Origin of the sequence: Capillimicrobium parvum, from assembly GCF_021172045.1 — a bacterium.
Lineage (GTDB): Bacteria > Actinomycetota > Thermoleophilia > Solirubrobacterales > Solirubrobacteraceae > Capillimicrobium > Capillimicrobium parvum.
Window position 1 is genome coordinate 2,779,338 of the sequence record NZ_CP087164.1, and the last position, 18,342, is coordinate 2,797,679.

The following is an 18,342-nucleotide window of genomic DNA, read 5'->3' on the forward strand; positions in this document are numbered from 1 at the left end:
ATGATCGCGGGCATCGACGCCGGGCAGACCGGAGTGCGGGCCGCGTTGGAGGACGCTGCGCCCGGACCGGTGGTCGCCGGCGTGCCGCGCATGGAGGGCGACGTCACGCCCGACCGCGTGGCGGATGCGCTGCTCGTCGCGCTCGCATCGGTGGTCGGGCAGGACGGCGTCGACGCGGTGGGCGTCGGGATGTCCGGGTTCGAGCTGGCGTCGGCGCCCGACCTGGTGCACATCGCGGCGCGACTGCGCGAGGTCGCCGGGCCGGGTGCGAGGGTGGCGCTTGCGTCTGACGGGGTGACGTCGCTGATCGGCGCGCTCGGCGGGGCACGGCCGGGGGTGGTGGTCGCCGCCGGCACGGGCGTCGTGGTGCTCGCGCACGACGGTGCGGCGGGCTGGGCCCGGGTCGACGGCTGGGGAGCCCTGCTCGGCGACGACGGCAGCGGCTTCGCCGTAGGCCGGGCCGGCCTGCGCGCCGCGATGCGCGCCTTCGACGGGCGCGAGGGCGGATCTGCGGCGCTGCGAACGGCGGCCGAGGGGCGGTGGGGGCCGGTGCAGACGCTGCCCGCCGCGGTGCTGCGCCAGGAGGAGCCGCCGTCGCGGGCGGTGGCGAGCTTCGCGCCGGACGTGGCGGCGGCGGCCCGCGACGGCGACCCGGTGGCCATCGCTATCTGGGCGCGGGCGGGCGACGGACTGGCCAGGTCGGTGGCCGCCGCCTGCGAGCGGACGTTCGCCGAGGGCTCGGAGGTCGACGTGGTCCGGCTGGGCAACCTGTGGGGCGCCGGCGACCTGCTCGACGCGCCGTTCCGCGCGGGCCTGGCGGCGCGCTGGCCTGATGCGCGGGTGGTCGCGGCGGCCGGGACGTCACTCGACGGGGCGATCGAGCTGGCCGGGTCGGACGCGCCCGGACCGGTGCGGGGGTTGCTGTGGCGGGGGTGATCGAGCGCCTGCGCGGCGGGCTCATCGTGTCGATCTCGGCACCGGCCGGCAGCCCGCTCGCGGGTCCGGCGCACGTGGCGGCGATCGCGGTGGCGGCAGAGCGCGGGGGTGCGGCGGCTCTGCGCGTCGACGGACCGGACGCGGTGGCGGCGATCCGGCCGGCGGTGTCGGTGCCCATCATCGGGCTGCGGCGGCGGGCGATCCCGGGGTCGGCGGTCACGATCACCCCCGAGGTGCACGACGCGATCGCGGTGTGCGAGGCGGGGGCCGACCTCGTCGCGTTCGACGCGACGGCGCGGCCGCGCGCCGCCGGCGAGGGCGCGGCGAGCTTCCTGCGGCGCCTGCGCGCCGCGGTGGGGCCCGGCATCGCCCTCGTCGCGGACGTCGACGACATCGGGGCGGGGCAGGCCGCGGCGGAGGAGGGTGCGGATCTCGTCGCCACGACGCTCGCCGGCTACACGGCGCCGGGTTCGGCGCCGGTGCCGACCGAGCCCGACCTCGAGATGCTCGCGGGCCTGGCGTCGCGCTCGTCCGTCCCCGTCATCGCGCAGGGCCGCTACTCGACGCAGCAGCAGGTGGCCGACGCGTTCGCGGTCGGCGCGTTCGCCGTGGCGGTCGGGACGGCGATCACCGATCCGACGGAGCTGACCCGGCGGTTCGCCGCGGCGGCGCCGGGCCGGGCGGGCTGACCGGCGCTACCGTTCGCGCTCGCGCACGCCACCCCGGGAGCCGACCAAATGTCCGACCTGCCCCTCGTCGTCGACGGAGCCTGGCTCGAGGCCCGCCTCGATGATCCCCGCCTGCGCGTCCTCGACGCCACCGCGCACCTGCGGCTGCCCGCGGACGGCGCGGTCGAGCTGCGGCCCGGCCGCGAGAGCTACGAGCAGGAGCACATCCCCGGGGCGGCGTTCGCCGACCTGCTCGGGGACCTCGCGGCGCCCGGCGCATCGCTGCCGTTCACCGTGCCGGAGTCCGACCACTTCGCCCGGCGCATCGGCGAGCTCGGCGTCGGGGACGGCACGTACGTCGTGGTCTACGACCAGTTCGATCCCGAGCGCGACCCCGAGCACTACCAGCTCTGGGCGCCGCGCCTCTGGTGGCACCTGCGCCTGGAGGGCTTCGACGACGTGGCGGTGCTCGACGGCGGGCTCGGGCTGTGGAAGGCCGAGGGGCGGCCCACGACGACCGAGCCGTCCGCCTATCCGCCGGCCCAGTTCCATGCGCGGCGCCGGCCCGAGCTGCTGGCCGACGCCGACGAGGTGGCGGCGGCCCTCGACGACGAGGACGTGGTCGTCATCAACACTCTGGCGCCGCAGACCTACGCGGCCGGCCACATCCCGGGCACGCACAACGTGTCGTTCACCCTGCTCGTGGACCCCAAGACCGGCCGCATGCTGGCCGAGCACGAGCTGCGCGAGCACTTCCACCCGATCGGGGCGCTGCACCGCCATCGCAAGGCGATCACGTATTGCGGCGGCGGGATCGCGGCCTGCGTGGGGGCGCTCGCGCTGGCCCGGCTGGGACGCGACGACGTGGCGGTGTACGACGGTTCGATGAACGACTGGACGTCGGACCCGTCCCGGGCCGTCGCGACCTAACGTGGCCGAACACCGGAGCGGTCACCTACGCACCCTTGGAGCGAAGGTGTGAGGCCGGGAGCGAAGCGGTCACACCCGGACCCAGGTGCCGAGGCCGGGAGCGAAGCGGTCACGCTCGTTAGGCTGAGCGCGTGCATCTCAAGCGCGTGATCCCCTGCCTGGACGTCGACGCCGGTCGCGTCGTCAAGGGCACGCGGTTCCTCGACCTGCGCGACGCGGGCGATCCCGTGGAGCTCGCCGCCCTCTACGACCGCGAGGGTGCCGACGAGCTGATCTTCCTCGACATCACCGCCACGCACGAGAAGCGCGACACGATCGTCGAGCTCGCGCGCCGCACCGCCGACGAGGTCTTCGTCCCGTTCACGATCGGCGGGGGGATCCGCAGCGCGGCCGACGCGCAGGCCGTGCTCGACGCCGGGGCCGACAAGGTGTCGGTGAACTCCGCGGCGGTCGCGCGGCCCGAGCTCGTCTCCGAGATGTCGCGCGTGTTCGGCGACCAGTGCGTCGTGCTCGCCATCGACGCCCGCCGGCGGACGGGCGGCGAGGGCTGGGAGGTCCATGTGGCCGGCGGGCGCACCCCGACGGGCCGCGACGTCGTCGCGTGGGCGCGCGAGGGCGTCGAGCGCGGCGCGGGGGAGATCCTGCTGACCTCGATGGACCGCGACGGGACGAACGACGGCTACGACCTCGATCTGACGCGCGCGGTCAGCGAGGCGGTCGGCGTGCCCGTCATCGCCTCCGGCGGCGCCGGCGCCCCGCAGCACCTCGCCGACGCGCTGCAGGCCGGTGCCGACGCCGCCCTGGCCGCTTCGATCTTCCACTTCGGCCGGTTCTCGATCGCGGAGACCAAGGAGGCCCTGCTCGCTGCGGGCCTGCCCGTGCGGCACCTGGCGGCGGCATGAGGCGCCCGGCCGGGATCGCCGCGCTCGTCGCCGTCGGGCTCGCGCTCGCCGGGGCGGGGGCGGGCCACGCGTCGGCCCGCACGCTGATCGAGGCCGACCGCACCGGCGGCTTCGCGGGCGTCGACGACCACTTGGTCGTCCGCGTCGGGGGCGCCGGCACGTACACCGGCCGCGACGGCCGGCACCGCCCGCTGCGTCCCGCGGCCACCCGCGAGGTGCGCCGGGTGCTGCGCGGGTCGGACTTCGCGAGCCTGCGGGGCAGCTACCGGCCGCGCGGCGTGGTCGCCGACGCGTTCGAGTACCGGATCAGCTACCGCGGCCGCACGGTGGTGTACGTCGACGGGGCCGAGAACGTCCCGGACCGGCTGAGCCGCATCCTCAGCGCCCTGAGCGACCTGATGTCGGGCCGCGGCGGCTGACCGTCCGCTCCATCAGATCCACGTAGGAGACCGCCAGCAGGTCCTCGTCGGCGACTCCGAGGAGCGCGCGCCACCGCTCGGCGCGCGCGTGCGCGTCCTCGAGACGCTCGCCGTCGGCCACGACCGCCTCGACCTCCGCGAAGGTGCCGAGCCCGTCCACCGCATCGAGGTGGATGCGCGTCCCGGCGTGCAGCAGCACGCGCCGCTCCTTCTCGACGACCGCGCGGATGCCGAGCGCGGCGCCGAGCGCCTCGCGCAGCGGCGCCGGGTCGAGCACCTCGACGATCCGGTAGGCGCTGGTCCGGGGCCCGGCGCGGTCCATCCGGTCGTACTGGATGAGCTCGGCGAGCGCCGGCGGCTGCTCGCGCAGCTTCAGGCGCCCCATCACCGCGTGGAAGTACGTGTCGCGCTGATGCAGCGTCGCCTCGTCCTCTGCTCCGGCGGCCCACGCGGCGCCGAGCGCGGCGTCCGGGTCGCGCAGGCGCGCCTTCCACTCGACGTTGCGTCGCATCACTGCGGCAGGATGGCGCGTATGACGCTCGAGCGCCTCGCCGGCGTGCCCGGACTGCAGACGCTCCGCGCGTTCGCCCGGGCCCATCCCGGATCACCGTTGTGGCTGGTCGGCGGCGCGGTCCGCGACGCCCGGCTCGGCGCGCCCGTGCGCGACCTCGACGTGGTGGTCGAGGGCGACGCGCTGGCGGTCGCCGAGGCGCTCGGGGAGGTGGTCGAGCGCCACGAGCGGTTCGGCACGGCGGAGGTGCTGGTCGAGGGCGGGCGGATCAACGTGGCGGGCGCGCGGACGGAGACGTACGCCGAGCCGGGCGCGCTGCCGGACGTCGAGCTCGGCGCAGGCATCGAGGAGGACCTGCGCCGGCGGGACTTCACGATCAACGCGATCGCGGTCGCGCTGGACGACGGGCGCACGATCACGGTCCCCGGCGCGGCGGACGATCTCGACGCGCGTCGGCTGCGGGTCCTGCACGAGCGGTCGTTCCTCGACGATCCCACCCGGATCTACCGGATGGTGCGCTACGCGCAGCGCCTCGGGCTCGCCATCGACGAGGAGACCGCGACGCTGGCCCGGACGGCGGTCGCGTCCGGCGCCCTGCTGACGGTCAGCCGCGACCGGCTCGCCAACGAGCTGCGCCTGATGCTCGGCGAGGACGACCCCGCCGGGCTGCTCGCCGCCGCGCACGACTGGGTCGGCAGCGGCGCGCCGGCGGTCGACCCGGTGCCGGCGCGCGCGGCGCTCGCGCTCCTCCCGCCGGACGGGCGGGCCGACGTGGTGCTCGCCGCGAGCGGGGCGATCGGCGACGGCAGGCGCGCGGCGCGTGACGTCCAGTGGTTCGACGACTCGCGGCCGGCGCGGCGCCGGGCGCACGACACGGCGCAGGGCGCGAGCGAACTGGCGCGGGCGCTCGAGCGGGCCAAGCGCCCGTCGGGCGTGGCGGCCGCGGTGCGGGGACGCCCGGTGGAGGCGGTCGCGCTCGCCGGGGCGTTGGGGCCGGAAGCGGTCGCGCGGCGGTGGCTGGAAGAGCAGCGCCACGTGCGCCTCGAGATCGACGGTCGCGACGTGATGGCGGCCGGCGTGGCCGAGGGTCCGGCGGTCCGGACGGCGCTCGAGCGCGCCCTCGCCGCGCGCCTGGACGGCGCGATCCCGCCAGGCCGCGACGCCGAGCTGGCCGCCGCGCTGGGGGCGTGAGTTCGTCGAGTTGCGCTTTTCGTCCACCTGTCGGACGCAAAGCGCAACTCGCGCCCGGCGGCTACGCTGGCGCCGCAGTGGCCTCGCTGAACGCCATGCGCTGGGACGGGTCCGCCGGCCACTACGAGGTCTGGTACCTGACGCTGACCGACCCGGCCGGCGGGGTGGGCGCCTGGATCCGCCTGACCATGGTCGCTCCGCTCGCCGGCGAGGCCACGTGCTCGCTGTGGTTCCTGGCGATGGACCCGGCGACCGGCGAGCTGACCGGTCGCAAGGCGACGTATCCGATCGGCGAGCTGACCGCGGCCGCGCAACCGTTCGCCCTGTGCGTCGCCGGGGCCACGCTCGACGACCGCGGCACGCGCGGCGCCTTCGAGGACGTCGCCTGGGACCTGCGCTGGGCGCCCGGACGCCCGTACGAGCATGTCCATCCGGTCCTGCGCCGGGCGCGGATCGCCAAGACGGTCCTGACGCTGCCGCACGGCGACGTGCTCGTCCACGGCTCGATCACCCTCCCCGGTGGGCGGGACGTCGCCATCGACGGCGCCCGCGGCGGCCAGGCGCACCTCTGGGGCTCCAAGCACGCGGAGCGTTGGGCCTGGGCGCACGCCGGCGACCTCACCGACGAGCACGGCGCGCCGGTCCGCGACACGTTCCTCGACGGCGTGTCGGTCTACGTGCCCAGGCTCGGACGCGAGGTGGGGCCGAGCACGCCGGTCGTCGGCCGCTTCCTGGGCGAGGACTTCGGCTCCCGCTCGCCGCGCCGCGTGCTCGCCAACCGCAGCGCGATCGGCCTGACGGGCTGGCGGTTCGAGGTGCTCGACGGCCACCGCCGGGTCGTCGGCACCGTCGATGCGCGCCGGGACCTGCTGGCCGGCGTGACCTACCAGGATCCCGACGGCGACCTCGCCCACTGCTACAACACCGAGGTGGCCAGCGCGCACCTGTCCGTCTTCGACCGCGCCGCCTCGGGCCGCCGCGGCTGGATGCTGCGCCAGACCCTCGTCGCCGACCGCCGAGCGCACTTCGAGTACGCGCAGCGCGCGCCGGTTCCCGACCTGCCGCTGCTGGTCTAGCGATGTTCCACTGGGACGGCGATCACCTGGCCGCGGACCTGCCGCACGGCGCGCGGGCGCTGTTCACGACGCGGCGCGGCGGCGTGTCGGAGGGGCCGTTCGCGTCGCTGCACCTGGGGCGGACCGCGCCCGGCGACAGCGGTGGCGACACGGCGGAGCACGTCGCGGCCAACCGCGCCCGACTCGCGCAGGCCGCCGGCGAGCGGACCCTGCGCATCGCCCGGCAGGTCCACGGCGCCGACGTCGCCACCGACGACGACCCGCGCCTCGAGGCCGACGCGCAGGTCACCACCCGCATGGACGTGGCCGCCACCGTGCTGGTGGCGGACTGCCTGCCGGTCGCGCTCGCCACGCCGCATGCCGTCGCCATGGTCCACGCGGGCTGGCGCGGCCTCGCGGGCGGCGTGCTGCGCAACGGTCTGCGGGCGCTCGGCGACGGCCCGGTGACCGCGGCGATCGGCCCGGCGATCGGCGTGTGCTGCTTCGAGGTCGGCGACGAGGTCCGCGCGGCGTTCCCCGCGCACCCCGCCGCCCGCCGCCGCCGCAACCTGGACCTCAAGCTCATCGCCCGCCGAGAACTGCAGGCGGCCGGGGTGCAGGCGATCGAGGACTGCGACCTCTGCACCTTCTGCGAGCCGCGGCTGTTCTTCTCGCACCGGCGCGACGGAGAGCGCACGGGCCGCCAGGCGGGGGTGGCATGGCGCAGCTGATCACCGGGCTCGAGCCCGACGTCGTGCGCGAGAACCTCGCTGCCGTGCGGTCCGAGGTGGGCGAGGGCGTCCAGGTCCTCGCGGCGACGAAGTACGTCGCGCTCGAGGAGATGGGCGTCCTCGCCGAGGCCGGCGTGACGCTGTGCGGCGAGAACCGCGCCCAGGATCTCGTGGCCAAGCAGGCCGCCGCCCCCGAGCTGACGTGGGACTTCATCGGCCAGCTGCAGAGCCGCAAGGTCAAGCAGATCCTGCCGCTGGTGCGCTACGTGCACTCGGTCGGCAGCGAGTCGGCGCTCGAGCAGCTCGACCGTCACGGGACCCCGGAGACGCAGGTTCTCGTGCAGGTGAACATCGCCCGCGAGGAGGGCAAGGCCGGCGTCGACCCCGGCGACCTGCCCGCCTTCCTCGAGCGCGGGGCGGGCGGGCCGTATGCGGTCGTCGGGCTCATGACCATGCCGCCGCTGGCCCGCGAGCCTGAGGACAGCCGGCGCTGGTTCGCCGCCCTGCGCGAGCTGGCCGAGCGCCACGGGCTGCGGGAGCTCTCGATGGGCACGACGCAGGACTACGCGGTCGCCGCCCAGGAGGGGGCAACGATCGTCAGGGTGGGTTCGCGGCTCTACAATCGGGGTTAGCAGGGTTTTCGCCTGCGGCAGAGAAAGGCAGGACCCGATGGCCTTCCGAGACTCCTGGCATAGCGCGCTCGTCTACTTCGGCTTGGCCGAGGAGCGCGACCCGCGCGCATACGACGACGACGAGCCCGACCCGCGCGCCCCCGACGAGGAGCCCGAGGAGCGCCCGCGCGAGCGCGCGAACGTGCGCCGGCTGAGCAGCAGCCGCCGCCGGCGCGACGACTTCGACGACATCTTCGCCGACGACGAGCCCGGCGGGCGCCCGACGACGGTCCTGCGCCCGGTCGGCACGGGTCGCGGCGGCAACGGGCGCTCCAGCGACGTCCGCGTGCACCTCGTCGTGCCGAAGTCGTTCAACGACGCCCAGCAGGTCGCCGACAAGTTCAAGGACTCGATCCCCGTCATCCTGAACCTCCAAGGCGTCGACGTCGACCTCTCCAAGCGCCTCATCGACTTCGCCAGCGGGCTGACCTACGCGCTCGACGGCGGCATGCAGCGGATCGCCGACAAGGTGTTCATGCTGACGCCGCGCAACGTCGAGATCTCCGCGGAGGAGCGGGCCCGGCTGATCGAGAAGGGCTTCTTCAACCAGAGCTAAGGCCGGTTCCTGGTGACGTAGACTCGGCCGCCGCATGATCGGATTCATCGGCGCCGGCAACATGGCAGGCGCGCTCGCGCGCGGATGGGGCGAGCCCGTGCTCGCGACGGACTCGGGCTCCGGCCGCGCCGCCGCGCTCGTCGAGGAGCTCGGCGGCGAGACGCTGGGCGACAACGCCGAACTCGTCCGCCGCGCGGACGCGGTCGTCCTTGGCCACAAGCCGTACCAGCTCGAGCAGGTCGCCGCGGGCGTGGGCGACGCGGCCACCGGCAAGACGGTGATCTCGATCCTGGGCGGCACGTCGATCGCACAGCTGCAGGCCGCCTTCCCGCAGTCGACCGTGATCCGGGCCGTCCCGAACACGCCGGTGGCTCTGCGCCGCGGCGTCACGTGCATCGCGGAGGGTGGCGAGCAGGCCGTGGCGCTCTTCGAGCGCGTCGGCAGCGTGTTCGTGCTGCCCGAGTCGCAGATGAGCGTCGCGCTCGCCACGACCAGCGTGATGCCGGCGTACGTCGCGCTGGTCGCCGAGGCGGCGATCGACGCGGGGGTGCGGGGCGGACTGCCGGCGGCGCGCGCGACCGAGATGTTCCTGGCCACGCTCGCGGGCAGCGCCGAGCTGTTGATCGCCCGCGGCGGCGACACGCTCACGGTGCGCCGGGAGGTCACGTCGCCCGGCGGCTCCACGGCGCGCGGCCTCGCCGCCCTCGAGCGCAACGGGCTGCGCACGGCGTTCGACGAGGCGCTCCAGGCGGTGATCGGCGGATGACGCCGCTCATGGCCGCCATCACCCGCGGCGACGTCGCCGACTACGTCGCGGCGTTCTTCCGCGTCTGGTCGCTGCTGATCCTCGCGTACATCGTGCTGTCGCTCGTCTACGCGTTCGGGCGGCTGCCGTACTCGCGGGTGCTGAACGTGATCTTCGAGTTCCTGCGCGACGTCGCCGACCCGCTCCTGCGCCCGTTCCGGCGCATCCTGCCGAACTTCGGCCCGTTCGACTTCAGCCCGATCCTGGCCCTGATCGCCCTCGGCATCGTCGGCTCGATCGTCGTGAGCATCATCCGCGGGTGACCCGGCGCGCCGCATGGATGCGGGCCGGCCTCGTGGTCGTCGCCGTGCTCGTCGTCGACCAGGTGTCGAAGGCCCTCGTACGCCACAACATCGTCCCCGGCGAGCGCGACGAGGTGCTGCCGTTCCTCGACCTCGTCAACACGCGCAACGAGGGCATCGCGTTCGGTGGGCTGGGCGGCTCGCCACTCGTCATCGCGCTCGTCATCGCCGCGCTGATCGGCATCCTCGTCGTCTTCGCGCTCAACGCCACGCGGCGGTGGGCGTGGCTGTCGGCCGGCCTGCTGCTCGGCGGGGCGCTGGGCAACGTCATCGACCGGGTGCGCGACGGGGCGGTCACCGACTTCCTCAAGCTGCCGCACTGGCCGCAGTTCAACGTCGCGGACATCGCGGTCACGCTCGGCGTGCTGTCGCTGTTCTTCGTGCTCGATGATCGTCGAGATCGCTGACGAGCAGGCGGGCCTGCGCCTCGATCACGCCCTGGCGGGCCCGCTGGGCTCGCGGTCGCGGGCGCAGCGGCTGATCGACGCGGGCCTCGTGACCGTCGACGGGCGCCGGCGGCCCAAGCGCCATGTTCTGGAGGGCGGAGAGCGCGTGGAGGTCGCCGACCGGGCCGAACCGGAGCCCGTCGAGGACGGCGAGCTCGTCGACCTGCGCATCGCCTACGAGGACGGCGACCTGCTCGTCGTCGACAAGCCGGCCGGCCTGGTCGTCCATCCCGCCGCCGGCCACGCGACCGGCACGCTGTCGCAGGCGCTCGCCGCCCGCGGGATCGCCGCCGAGCGCGGCGGGATCGTGCACCGCCTGGACCGCGACACGAGCGGCCTGCTGCTGGCGGCCAAGGACGAGGACACCCTGCGTGCGCTGCAGGACGAGTTGCGCGAGCGGCGCATCGAGCGCGAGTACCTCGCGCTCGTCGAGGGCCGGCCGCCGGCGCGCACCGGCACGATCGACGCGCCGATCGGCCGCGACCGCCGCGACCGCCTGCGCCACTCGACCGACACCGCCACGCCCCGCGACGCCGTCACCCACTTCGAGATCGAGCGCTCGCTGCCCGCCACGACGCTGCTGCGCGTGCGCCTGGAGACGGGGCGCACCCACCAGATCCGCGTGCATCTGAGCGAGATCGGCCACCCCGTGGTCGGCGACCGCGAGTACGGCGGCGGCGGCGCGCTCGCGGCCGGCCTCGAGCGCCAGTTCCTCCACGCGGCCCGCCTCGCGTTCGATCATCCCCGCACCGGCGAGCGGATCGAGGTCGTCTCGCCGCTGCCCCCGGAGCTGACGGACGCCCTGCGCCGCGCCGAGAAGGCTCTACACTGAGTTCTGTCCTGTAGGGCTGCCCGAGGCCCGTCCCTGCCCGCCGACCGCGGGTGTGGCCGACCGGCGGTGAATCGCACACATATCCAAGGGAGAGCTCATGGCCGAGCAGATCGGCATCCGCGAGCTCCTGGAGGCCGGCGTCCACTTCGGTCACCAGACGCGTCGTTGGAACCCCAAGATGCGCCGCTTCATCCACGGCGAGCGCGACGGCATCTACATCATCGACCTGCTCAAGACGCAGGTTCTCCTCGAGCAGGCGCAGGAGTTCGCGTCCAAGCTCGCGCACCGCGGCGGCGTCGTGCTGTTCGTCGGCACGAAGAAGCAGGCCCGCGACGCGATCAAGGAGACCGCCGAGGGCGCCGGCATGCCGTATGTCAACCAGCGCTGGCTCGGCGGCCTGCTGACGAACTTCCAGACGATCAGCCTGCGCATCAAGCGCCTGCACGACCTCGAGCGCTACGAGCGCGAGGGCCAGTTGGCGCTGCTGCCGACGCGGGAGCGGCTGTCGGCCGAGGCCGACCTCACCAAGCTGCGCGCGAACCTCGGCGGCGTGAAGAACATGCAGCGCCCGCCCGACGCGATGTTCGTCGTGGACCTCAAGACCGAGACGATCGCCGTGCGCGAGGCCCAGCGCCTGCGCATCCCGATCATCGGCCTGGTCGACACGAACTGCGACCCGGACGGCATCGACTACGTCATCCCCGGCAACGACGACGCGATCAAGTCCTGCGCGCTCATCACGCAGGGCGTGGGCTCCGTCGTCTCGGAGGGCCGCCAGGTCTTCCGCGCCGAGGAGGAGCGCGCTCGCCAGGAGGCCGAGGAGAAGGCCCGCCGCGAGGCCGAGGAGCGCGCGCGCCGCGAGGCCGAGGAGCGCGCCAAGCGCGAGGCGGAGCACGCCGCCCTGCGCGAGGCCGAGCTGCGCGCCCGCGAGGAGGCCAAGGTCCACACGCAGGCCGGGGAGACCCGCGACCAGGCCGAGGCCCAGGTGGCCGAGGCCGTCGCCGAGAGCGGGACCCCGAACCCGGATCCCGTGGTGACCCAGGAGGCCGACCGCGAGAAGGCCGACGCCGCTCGCAAGGCCGGCGGCCCGCGCAAGGCCCAGGACCCGCAGCCGGCCCCGGTGGCCGAGGCGGGCGAGCCGATCACCAACGAGGACGTGCGCGAGGCCGCCGGAGCGGCCGCGGCCGCCGAGGCCAACGGCGCGCCGGCGGAGGCCGCGCCCGCGGCGCCGGTCGCCGAGGCCGCGCCCGCGGCGCCCGTCGCCGAGCCCGCGCCCGCGGCGCCCGCCGCCGAGCCCGAGCCCGAGCCCGCGCCTGCGGCGCCCGTCGCCGAGGCCGCGCCCGCGGCGCCCGCCGCGGAGCCGGAGGCTGCGGCCCCGGCCGAGGCCGGGTCGCCCGCCGAGAACGAGAAGAAGGAAGAAGCGAACCAGTGACCGACGTGAGCCATTCCCCCAGCGCGAAGGACGTGAAGGCCCTGCGCGACCGCACCGGCGCGGGCATGATGGACTGCAAGAAGGCGCTGACCGAGTCGGGCGGCGACGTCGACAAGGCGATCGAGATCCTGCGCGTCAAGCAGGGCAAGCGCATCGAGGACCGTGGCGAGCGCCTCGCCACCGAGGGCACGGTGCAGAGCTACGTGCACTCCAACGCGAAGGTCGGCGTGCTCGTCGAGGTCGACACGGAGACCGACTTCGTCGCGCGCAACGACGAGCTCGTCGCGTTCGCCAAGGACATCGCGCTGCACATCGCCGCCGCCGCGCCGGAGTACGTCACCGAGGAGGACGTCGACGAGGAGCGCAGGCAGAGCGAGCTGCGCGTCTACGAGCAGGAGGCGGCCGACAAGCCCGAGAACGTCCGCGCCAAGATCGCCGAGGGCAAGCTGCGCAAGTGGTACGAGACGGTCGTGCTGCTCGACCAGCCGCACGTCAACGGCGACAAGTACGACGGCAAGACCATCGGCCAGCTGCTCGACGAGGTCCGGGCCAAGACCGGCGAGAACGTCCAGATCCGGCGCTTCGCGCGCTTCGCGGTCGGCCAGTAGTCACTCCGTGGCAGACGACGCGCCCGCCTTTCGCCGGATCCTGCTGAAGCTCTCGGGGGAGTCCCTCATGGGCTCCCTCGACTTCGGCACGGACCCCGAGCGCCTGCGGGCGGTCGCCCACCAGGTCAAGGTCGTGCACGACCGGGGCGTCGAGGTCGCGATCGTCCTCGGTGCCGGCAACATCTACCGCGGCATGGAGGGCGCCGCGGCAGGCATGGACCGCGCCACCGCCGACTACATGGGGATGCTCGCGATCGTCCTCAACGCGCTCGCGCTGCAGGACGCGCTGGAGAAGGTCGGCATCGACACGCGCGTGCAGTCGGCGATCGAGGTCCAGGAGGTCGCCGAGCCGTACATCCGCCGCCGCGCGATGCGCCACCTCGAGAAGGGGCGCGTCGTGATCTTCGCCGCGGGCACCGGCAACCCGTTCTTCACGACCGACACCGCGGCGGCGCTGCGGGCCATCGAGATCCACGCGGAAGCCCTGCTCATGGCCAAGAACGGGGTCGAGGGCGTCCTCACCGCCGATCCCCGCGAGGACCCCACCGCGCAGCTCATCCCGCAGATCACCCACATGGAGGCGCTCGAGCGCCGGCTGCGCGTGATGGACCTCACGGCGCTGACGCTCTGCATGGAGAACGAGCTGCCGATCTACGTCTTCAACATGGACGACGAGCGCAACATCGACCGGATAGTGTCCGGCGAGCGCGTGGGGACCCTGGTGACGACATGAGGCCCCGCGGGTCGACATCCGGGACCGTTATGACCCTTTGGAAGGCCGCTTGATGTCCGAACTCATCGACGAACTCCTGGCCGACGCCAAGGACCGCATGGCCAAGTCGGTCGAGGCGACGCAGCACGACTTCGGCTCCGTGCGCACGGGCCGCGCCAACCCGGTGCTCCTGGACCGCATCGTGGTCGACTACTACGGCGCCCCGACGCCGCTCAAGCAGCTGGCGACGATCTCGGCGCCCGAGGCGCGCCTGCTGACCGTCCAGCCGTACGACAAGAGCTCGATCAAGGCGATCGAGAAGGCGATCAACGAGTCCGACATCGGCCTGAACCCGTCCAACGACGGCAACATGGTCCGGCTCGTGCTGCCCGAGCTGACCGAGGAGCGCCGCAAGGAGCTCGTCAAGGTCGTCCGGCACATCGCCGAGGAGGGGCGGATCAAGATCCGCAACGTCCGCCGCGACTGCATGCACCAGCTGCGCGAGATCCGCGACGAGGGCGAGGCCGGCGCCGACGAGGAGCATCGCGCCGAGACCGAGCTGCAGAAGCTCACCGACGGGCGCATCGCGGACCTCGACGCGAACCTCAAGGCCAAGGAAGAAGAGATCCTCGAGGTCTGAGCCCGTGTCTGCTCCGCGCGAGAACCGCTCTTAACCACCGATGTCGGCGGGTCCGGCCCGGGCGCGCTACGTCGCCATCATCACGGACGGGAACGGCCGCTGGGCGCAGGCCCGCGGCCTGCCCGTCGCCGACGGCCACCGGGCGGGCGCGGACACCGTCAAGGCGCGCGTGCGCGATGCCGTCGACCTCGGGGTGCTCGAGCTCACCGTGTTCTCGTTCTCGACGGAGAACTGGTCGCGCTCGCCGGCCGAGGTCGCCGCGCTGATGGCGATGTTCTCCGAGCGCATCGACCGCGAGACGCCCGAGCTGCACGAGGAGGGCGTGCGGATGCGCTTCGTCGGGCGCCGCGAGGGCGTGGATCCCGGGCTCGTGCGCAAGATGGAGTGGGCCGAGTCGGTGACCGCGCAGAACGAGCGCCTGACGCTGTTCATCGCGTTCAACTACGGCGGGCGCGCGGAGATCCTCGACGCGGCCCGGCGCTTCGACGGCGGTGACGAGGCGGACTTCGCCCGGCTGCTGTACGCGCCGGACATGCACGACCCCGACCTGCTTATCCGCACCAGCGGGGAGCAGCGCATCTCGAACTTCCTGCTCTGGCAGTGCGCGTACTCCGAGATCGTGTTCCGCGACGAGATGTGGCCCGACTTCGGCCGCGAGGCGTTCGAGGCGTCCCTCGACGAGTTCGCGGCGCGCCAGCGACGCTTCGGCGGCCGGTGATGGCCGCACGCGGCCGGCGCCCGCCGCCGCGGCGGCGCTCCGCACGAGACCTCCGCGGCGCGGCGCCCCGGCGGCGCGGGGGCTCGGAGCTGGGCGCGCGGGTCCTCGTCGCGGTTCCCGCGATCGCGGTCGCGCTGTTCATCGTCGCGCGCGGCGGGTGGGTCTTCGCCGGAGCGCTGATCATCCTCGGCATCGCCTGCATGGGCGAGCTGTTCACGATGCTGCGCCACGGCAACCCGGTCCGCCTGGCCGGGTTCGCCGGCCTGGCCGGCATGCTGGTCGCGGCGCAGCTCGGCGGCCCCGATGCGGTGCTCGCCGCGTTCATCTTCACGCTGCCGCTGATCTTCCTGCTCGGGCAGATGCAGCCGCGCTGCGGCGCGCCCGGACTGTCGGTCACGGCGCTGGGGCTCATGTGGATCGCCGTGCCGCTCGCGCACGCGGTGATGCTGCGCGACCTGCCGCACGGCGACGCGATCGTCATCGACGTGCTCGTCGGCACGTTCATCGGCGACACGGGCGCGTACCTGGGCGGCCGGGCGTTCGGCCGGCGCCCGCTCGCGCCGATGATCTCGCCGAACAAGACCGTCGAGGGACTGCTCATCGGGATGGTCGCGGCCGTGGCCGGCGTCTGGTTCGCCGGGCTCTACCAGGACTGGCTGTCGGGCCCGCAGGCGCTGCTGCTCGGCATCGCGGTGGCGGTGGCGGCCCCGCTCGGCGATCTGTTCGAGTCCTACGTCAAGCGCGACGCACGGGTCAAGGACTCGGGCGCGCTGTTCGGAGCGCACGGCGGCGCGCTGGACCGGCTCGACGCGGTGCTGTTCAGCGCGGTCGTCGGCTACTACGTCTGGCATGCGATGCTCTGAGCTAGGGGTGCCGACGGCGACCAGGGTGCACCAAGGGGGCGCTGCTGGCGGCTGTCGCCGCGAGGCGGGCCCCCGTGTGTTCTCCCGCCCCTGAGCGCGGCTTCATGTCGCGCCCTACCCTGGGAAGCCCATGCCGCGCCGCCTGCTCATCCTCGGCTCCACCGGCTCGATCGGCACGCAGGCGCTCGAGATCGTCGAGACGTCCGGCGAGTTCGAGCTCGTCGGCCTGTCCGCCGAGCGCTCCTGGGAGACCCTCGTGGCCCAGGCGCAGCGCTTCGGCGTGCCCCGCATCGCCCTGGCCGACGCCGACGCCGGCGCCCGCGCCGCCGAGGCGTGGACCGGCGGCGACGTGCTCGCCGGCGCGCAGGGGCTCGTGGAGCTCGTCGTGTCCTCGGGCGCCGATCTCGTCCTCAATGCGCTCGTCGGGTCCGCCGGGCTCGGCCCGACGGTGGCGACGCTGGGGGAGGGCATCGACCTCGCGCTGGCCAACAAGGAGTCGCTCGTGGTGGGCGGCGAGCTCGTCACGGCGCTGGCTGAGGCGACCGGCGCGGCGCTCATCCCCGTCGACTCCGAGCACACGGCGCTGCACCAGCTGATGGCCGGGCTGCCGATCGGGGCGGTGGAGCGGCTCGTCATCACCGCGTCGGGCGGTCCGTTCCGCGGGCGCTCGCGCGCGGAGCTCGCCGACGTCACGGTCGATGAGGCGCTCGCGCACCCGACGTGGGCGATGGGCGGCAAGATCACCATCGACTCCGCGACGCTCATGAACAAGGGCCTGGAGGTCATGGAGGCCCATCACCTCTTCGGCACGCCGTACGCGGCCATCGGCGTCGTCGTGCACCCGCAGTCGATCGTCCACGGCGTGGTCGACCTGGTCGACGGCGCGTCGCTCGCGCACATGGGCCATCCGGACATGAAGATCCCGATCTCCTACGCGCTGCACCACCCGGACCTCGAGCCGCTGGCGTCCCGCCGGCTGCGCCTGGAGGAGGTCGGGGCGCTCACCTTCGAGCCCGTCGACACCGACGCGTTCCCCTGCCTGCGCCTCGCCCTGGAGGCCGCGGTGGCGGGCGGGACCGCGCCGTGCATCCTCAACGCGGCCAATGAGATCGCGGTGCACGCGTTCCTCGCGGGCCGCCTGCCGTTCCTCGGCATCGCGGCGGTCATCGAGCGCACGCTGGAGACCGTGGAGCCCGAATCGGTGCGGGCGTTCGAGTCGCTGTACGAGGCCGATCGCGCGGCGCGTGCCGCCGCGGCCGACCTGGTGGGCGCGGAGGTCGCGGAATGAGCTGGGTGCTGGCCTTCTGCGGCTTCGCCGCGCTCATCATCCTGCACGAGTTCGGCCACTTCATGGCGGCGAAGGCCGTCGGGATGCGCGTCGAGAAATTCTCGCTGTTCTTCGGGCCGATGCTCGCCAGGTTCCGGCGCGGCGAGACGACCTACGGCATCGGTCCGATCCCGCTCGGCGGCTACGTGAAGATCACCGGCATGAACCCGGCGGAGGAGATCGCGCCGGAGGTCGAGCACCGCGCCTACTACCGCCAGCCGGTGTGGAAGCGGATCGTCGTCATCTCGGCCGGGCCGGCGATGAACCTCCTCATCGCGTTCCTGCTGATCTGGGGCCTGCTGACCTTCCAGGGCCGTGAGAACCCGGATCCGGCCAAGGCGCGCTACGTGTCCCAGGTCGAGCGCGGCACGCCCGCGGCGACCGCGCTGAAGCCGAAGGATCGGATCGTCTCGATCGACGGCGGGACGAACCCGGTGAACTTCCAGCGGGCGATCTCCAGTCACCGGTGCGCGGGCACGCCGGCCGACCGCTGCGCTGCGACCACGCCCGTGACCGTCGTCGTCGACCGTGGCGGCGAGCAGAAGACGCTGAGGATCACGCCGTTCTACGACGGGGACCTGCACCGCACGCGGCTCGGTTTCGGGTACGGCTACCCGCCCGGCTACAAGCCGCCCTTCGAGCACGTCGGCCCGCTGGAAGCGGTGAGCCAGAGCGCCAGCGGCATGTGGAACGTGACCAGCCTGACCGTCTCGTCGATCGGCAAGCTGTTCTACGACTCGCAGGCGCGGAAGGACGTCTCGGGCGTCGTCGGCTCCTACGAGGCGACGCGGCAGGCGTTCACGTTCGACATCACGCGAGCGATCGAGATCCTCGCGCTGATCTCCCTGTCGCTGGCGGTCGTCAACCTGTTCCCGTTCCTGCCGCTCGACGGCGGCCACATCTTCTGGGCGTTGGCCGAGAAGGTGCGCGGCCGGCCGATCGCGTTCTCGGTCATGGAACGGGCGGGCTTCGTCGGCTTCGCCCTCGTCGCGGCGTTGTTCTTCCTGGGCCTGTCGAACGACATCGGGCGATTGACGGGCGAGGGCTTCAACATTCGTTAGGGTCCTCCCACCCTCGGAGGGGAGGA

The 18,342-nt window shown here is 73.8% G+C and carries 23 protein-coding genes; 22 read left to right on the plus strand and 1 reads right to left on the minus strand.

Translation table 11 applies throughout. The features are described from left to right. From DSM104329_RS13575 to DSM104329_RS13595, 5 genes are all read left to right on the plus strand, one after another. Positions 1-936 carry an N-acetylglucosamine kinase gene (locus tag DSM104329_RS13575; RefSeq protein ID WP_259315978.1) on the plus strand — a complete coding sequence of 312 codons (936 nt, stop codon included), beginning with the start codon at positions 1-3 and terminating at the stop codon, positions 934-936. Then, on the plus strand, positions 924-1,625 hold the full coding sequence (locus DSM104329_RS13580) for an N-acetylmannosamine-6-phosphate 2-epimerase (protein WP_259315979.1): 702 nt from the start codon (positions 924-926) through the stop codon (positions 1,623-1,625). Before DSM104329_RS13575 ends, DSM104329_RS13580 begins: the two co-directional genes overlap by 13 nt. A gap of 48 nt (positions 1,626-1,673) precedes the next feature. Next, positions 1,674-2,534 (plus strand): sulfurtransferase, encoded by an 861-nt coding sequence (locus DSM104329_RS13585; RefSeq protein WP_259315980.1) that lies wholly within the window; start codon positions 1,674-1,676, stop codon positions 2,532-2,534. A 131-nt stretch (positions 2,535-2,665) separates the two neighbouring features. Next, the gene (hisF, locus tag DSM104329_RS13590) at positions 2,666-3,436 is read left to right on the plus strand and encodes an imidazole glycerol phosphate synthase subunit HisF (RefSeq protein ID WP_259315981.1); all 771 of its coding nucleotides are present in this window, start codon (positions 2,666-2,668) and stop codon (positions 3,434-3,436) included. Further along, a complete protein-coding gene (locus DSM104329_RS13595) occupies positions 3,433-3,855 on the plus strand; it encodes a hypothetical protein (RefSeq protein WP_259315982.1) in 423 nt (140 codons plus the stop codon). The genes hisF and DSM104329_RS13595 overlap by 4 nt, the downstream gene beginning before the upstream one ends. On the opposite strand, the gene DSM104329_RS13600 is transcribed toward DSM104329_RS13595, so the two are convergent. Continuing rightward, a complete protein-coding gene (locus tag DSM104329_RS13600) occupies positions 3,815-4,366 on the minus strand; it encodes a class IV adenylate cyclase (RefSeq protein ID WP_259315983.1) in 552 nt (183 codons plus the stop codon). The two genes, DSM104329_RS13595 and DSM104329_RS13600, sit on opposite strands and share 41 nt — an antisense overlap. A 21-nt stretch (positions 4,367-4,387) precedes the next feature. Here DSM104329_RS13600 and DSM104329_RS28885 point away from each other — a divergent pair, with 21 nt between their 5' ends. From DSM104329_RS28885 to DSM104329_RS13690, 17 genes are all read left to right on the plus strand, one after another. Beyond that, positions 4,388-5,557: a CCA tRNA nucleotidyltransferase gene (locus DSM104329_RS28885; protein ID WP_268738868.1), complete on the plus strand. Its 1,170-nt coding sequence runs from the start codon at positions 4,388-4,390 to the stop codon at positions 5,555-5,557. A gap of 77 nt (positions 5,558-5,634) precedes the next feature. Beyond that, positions 5,635-6,633, plus strand: a complete 999-nt coding sequence (locus DSM104329_RS13615; protein ID WP_259315985.1) for a hypothetical protein — start codon at positions 5,635-5,637, stop codon at positions 6,631-6,633. A gap of 2 nt (positions 6,634-6,635) precedes the next feature. Beyond that, entirely contained in the window at positions 6,636-7,343 is a 708-nt protein-coding gene (locus DSM104329_RS13620) for a polyphenol oxidase family protein (protein WP_259315986.1), read from the plus strand. Then, a complete protein-coding gene (locus tag DSM104329_RS13625; protein WP_259315987.1) occupies positions 7,331-7,975 on the plus strand; it encodes a YggS family pyridoxal phosphate enzyme in 645 nt (214 codons plus the stop codon). The genes DSM104329_RS13620 and DSM104329_RS13625 overlap by 13 nt, the downstream gene beginning before the upstream one ends. A 37-nt stretch (positions 7,976-8,012) precedes the next feature. Further along, entirely contained in the window at positions 8,013-8,570 is a 558-nt protein-coding gene (locus DSM104329_RS13630) for a cell division protein SepF (RefSeq protein ID WP_259315988.1), read from the plus strand. Between the two features lie 34 nt (positions 8,571-8,604). Next, on the plus strand, positions 8,605-9,336 hold the full coding sequence (locus DSM104329_RS13635) for a pyrroline-5-carboxylate reductase family protein (protein WP_259315989.1): 732 nt from the start codon (positions 8,605-8,607) through the stop codon (positions 9,334-9,336). Beyond that, on the plus strand, positions 9,333-9,638 hold the full coding sequence (locus DSM104329_RS13640; protein WP_259315990.1) for a YggT family protein: 306 nt from the start codon (positions 9,333-9,335) through the stop codon (positions 9,636-9,638). Before DSM104329_RS13635 ends, DSM104329_RS13640 begins: the two co-directional genes overlap by 4 nt. Further along, a complete protein-coding gene (lspA, locus tag DSM104329_RS13645; RefSeq protein ID WP_259315991.1) occupies positions 9,635-10,084 on the plus strand; it encodes a signal peptidase II in 450 nt (149 codons plus the stop codon). The genes DSM104329_RS13640 and lspA overlap by 4 nt, the downstream gene beginning before the upstream one ends. Next, entirely contained in the window at positions 10,065-10,955 is an 891-nt protein-coding gene (locus tag DSM104329_RS13650; RefSeq protein ID WP_259315992.1) for an RluA family pseudouridine synthase, read from the plus strand. Before lspA ends, DSM104329_RS13650 begins: the two co-directional genes overlap by 20 nt. 97 nt (positions 10,956-11,052) lie before the next feature. Continuing rightward, positions 11,053-12,387 (plus strand): 30S ribosomal protein S2, encoded by a 1,335-nt coding sequence (gene rpsB, locus DSM104329_RS13655; RefSeq protein WP_259315993.1) that lies wholly within the window; start codon positions 11,053-11,055, stop codon positions 12,385-12,387. 65 nt (positions 12,388-12,452) lie between these two features. Further along, positions 12,453-12,995 carry an elongation factor Ts gene (tsf, locus tag DSM104329_RS13660; RefSeq protein ID WP_407655915.1) on the plus strand — a complete coding sequence of 181 codons (543 nt, stop codon included), beginning with the start codon at positions 12,453-12,455 and terminating at the stop codon, positions 12,993-12,995. 7 nt (positions 12,996-13,002) lie between these two features. Beyond that, a complete protein-coding gene (pyrH, locus tag DSM104329_RS13665; RefSeq protein ID WP_259315995.1) occupies positions 13,003-13,728 on the plus strand; it encodes a UMP kinase in 726 nt (241 codons plus the stop codon). Between the two features lie 52 nt (positions 13,729-13,780). Then, entirely contained in the window at positions 13,781-14,347 is a 567-nt protein-coding gene (gene frr, locus DSM104329_RS13670; RefSeq protein ID WP_259315996.1) for a ribosome recycling factor, read from the plus strand. A 40-nt stretch (positions 14,348-14,387) separates the two neighbouring features. After that, entirely contained in the window at positions 14,388-15,065 is a 678-nt protein-coding gene (gene uppS, locus DSM104329_RS13675; RefSeq protein ID WP_259315997.1) for a polyprenyl diphosphate synthase, read from the plus strand. After that, positions 15,065-15,928: a phosphatidate cytidylyltransferase gene (locus DSM104329_RS13680; RefSeq protein ID WP_259315998.1), complete on the plus strand. Its 864-nt coding sequence runs from the start codon at positions 15,065-15,067 to the stop codon at positions 15,926-15,928. The genes uppS and DSM104329_RS13680 overlap by 1 nt, the downstream gene beginning before the upstream one ends. Before the next feature lie 130 nt (positions 15,929-16,058). Further along, positions 16,059-17,216 (plus strand): 1-deoxy-D-xylulose-5-phosphate reductoisomerase, encoded by a 1,158-nt coding sequence (gene dxr, locus DSM104329_RS13685; protein ID WP_259315999.1) that lies wholly within the window; start codon positions 16,059-16,061, stop codon positions 17,214-17,216. Then, positions 17,213-18,316 (plus strand): M50 family metallopeptidase, encoded by a 1,104-nt coding sequence (locus DSM104329_RS13690; protein ID WP_259316000.1) that lies wholly within the window; start codon positions 17,213-17,215, stop codon positions 18,314-18,316. Before dxr ends, DSM104329_RS13690 begins: the two co-directional genes overlap by 4 nt. The last annotated feature ends 26 nt before the right edge of the window (positions 18,317-18,342 follow it).

Excerpts from the sequence above, each read along its gene's own strand:
- DSM104329_RS13575 (WP_259315978.1), top strand. The coding sequence starts at position 1 with ATGATCGCGGGCATCGACGCCGGGCAGACCGGAGTGCGGGCCGCGTTG.
- DSM104329_RS13585 (WP_259315980.1), top strand. The coding sequence starts at position 1,674 with ATGTCCGACCTGCCCCTCGTCGTCGACGGAGCCTGGCTCGAGGCCCGC.
- DSM104329_RS13595 (WP_259315982.1), top strand. The coding sequence starts at position 3,433 with ATGAGGCGCCCGGCCGGGATCGCCGCGCTCGTCGCCGTCGGGCTCGCG.
- DSM104329_RS13600 (WP_259315983.1), bottom strand. The coding sequence starts at position 4,366 with ATGCGACGCAACGTCGAGTGGAAGGCGCGCCTGCGCGACCCGGACGCC.
- DSM104329_RS28885 (WP_268738868.1), top strand. The coding sequence starts at position 4,388 with ATGACGCTCGAGCGCCTCGCCGGCGTGCCCGGACTGCAGACGCTCCGC.
- DSM104329_RS13620 (WP_259315986.1), top strand. The coding sequence starts at position 6,636 with ATGTTCCACTGGGACGGCGATCACCTGGCCGCGGACCTGCCGCACGGC.
- DSM104329_RS13625 (WP_259315987.1), top strand. The coding sequence starts at position 7,331 with ATGGCGCAGCTGATCACCGGGCTCGAGCCCGACGTCGTGCGCGAGAAC.
- DSM104329_RS13630 (WP_259315988.1), top strand. The coding sequence starts at position 8,013 with ATGGCCTTCCGAGACTCCTGGCATAGCGCGCTCGTCTACTTCGGCTTG.
- DSM104329_RS13635 (WP_259315989.1), top strand. The coding sequence starts at position 8,605 with ATGATCGGATTCATCGGCGCCGGCAACATGGCAGGCGCGCTCGCGCGC.
- DSM104329_RS13640 (WP_259315990.1), top strand. The coding sequence starts at position 9,333 with ATGACGCCGCTCATGGCCGCCATCACCCGCGGCGACGTCGCCGACTAC.
- DSM104329_RS13650 (WP_259315992.1), top strand. The coding sequence starts at position 10,065 with ATGATCGTCGAGATCGCTGACGAGCAGGCGGGCCTGCGCCTCGATCAC.
- rpsB (WP_259315993.1), top strand. The coding sequence starts at position 11,053 with ATGGCCGAGCAGATCGGCATCCGCGAGCTCCTGGAGGCCGGCGTCCAC.
- tsf (WP_407655915.1), top strand. The coding sequence starts at position 12,453 with ATGATGGACTGCAAGAAGGCGCTGACCGAGTCGGGCGGCGACGTCGAC.
- frr (WP_259315996.1), top strand. The coding sequence starts at position 13,781 with ATGTCCGAACTCATCGACGAACTCCTGGCCGACGCCAAGGACCGCATG.
- uppS (WP_259315997.1), top strand. The coding sequence starts at position 14,388 with ATGTCGGCGGGTCCGGCCCGGGCGCGCTACGTCGCCATCATCACGGAC.
- DSM104329_RS13680 (WP_259315998.1), top strand. The coding sequence starts at position 15,065 with ATGGCCGCACGCGGCCGGCGCCCGCCGCCGCGGCGGCGCTCCGCACGA.
- dxr (WP_259315999.1), top strand. The coding sequence starts at position 16,059 with ATGCCGCGCCGCCTGCTCATCCTCGGCTCCACCGGCTCGATCGGCACG.
- DSM104329_RS13690 (WP_259316000.1), top strand. The coding sequence starts at position 17,213 with ATGAGCTGGGTGCTGGCCTTCTGCGGCTTCGCCGCGCTCATCATCCTG.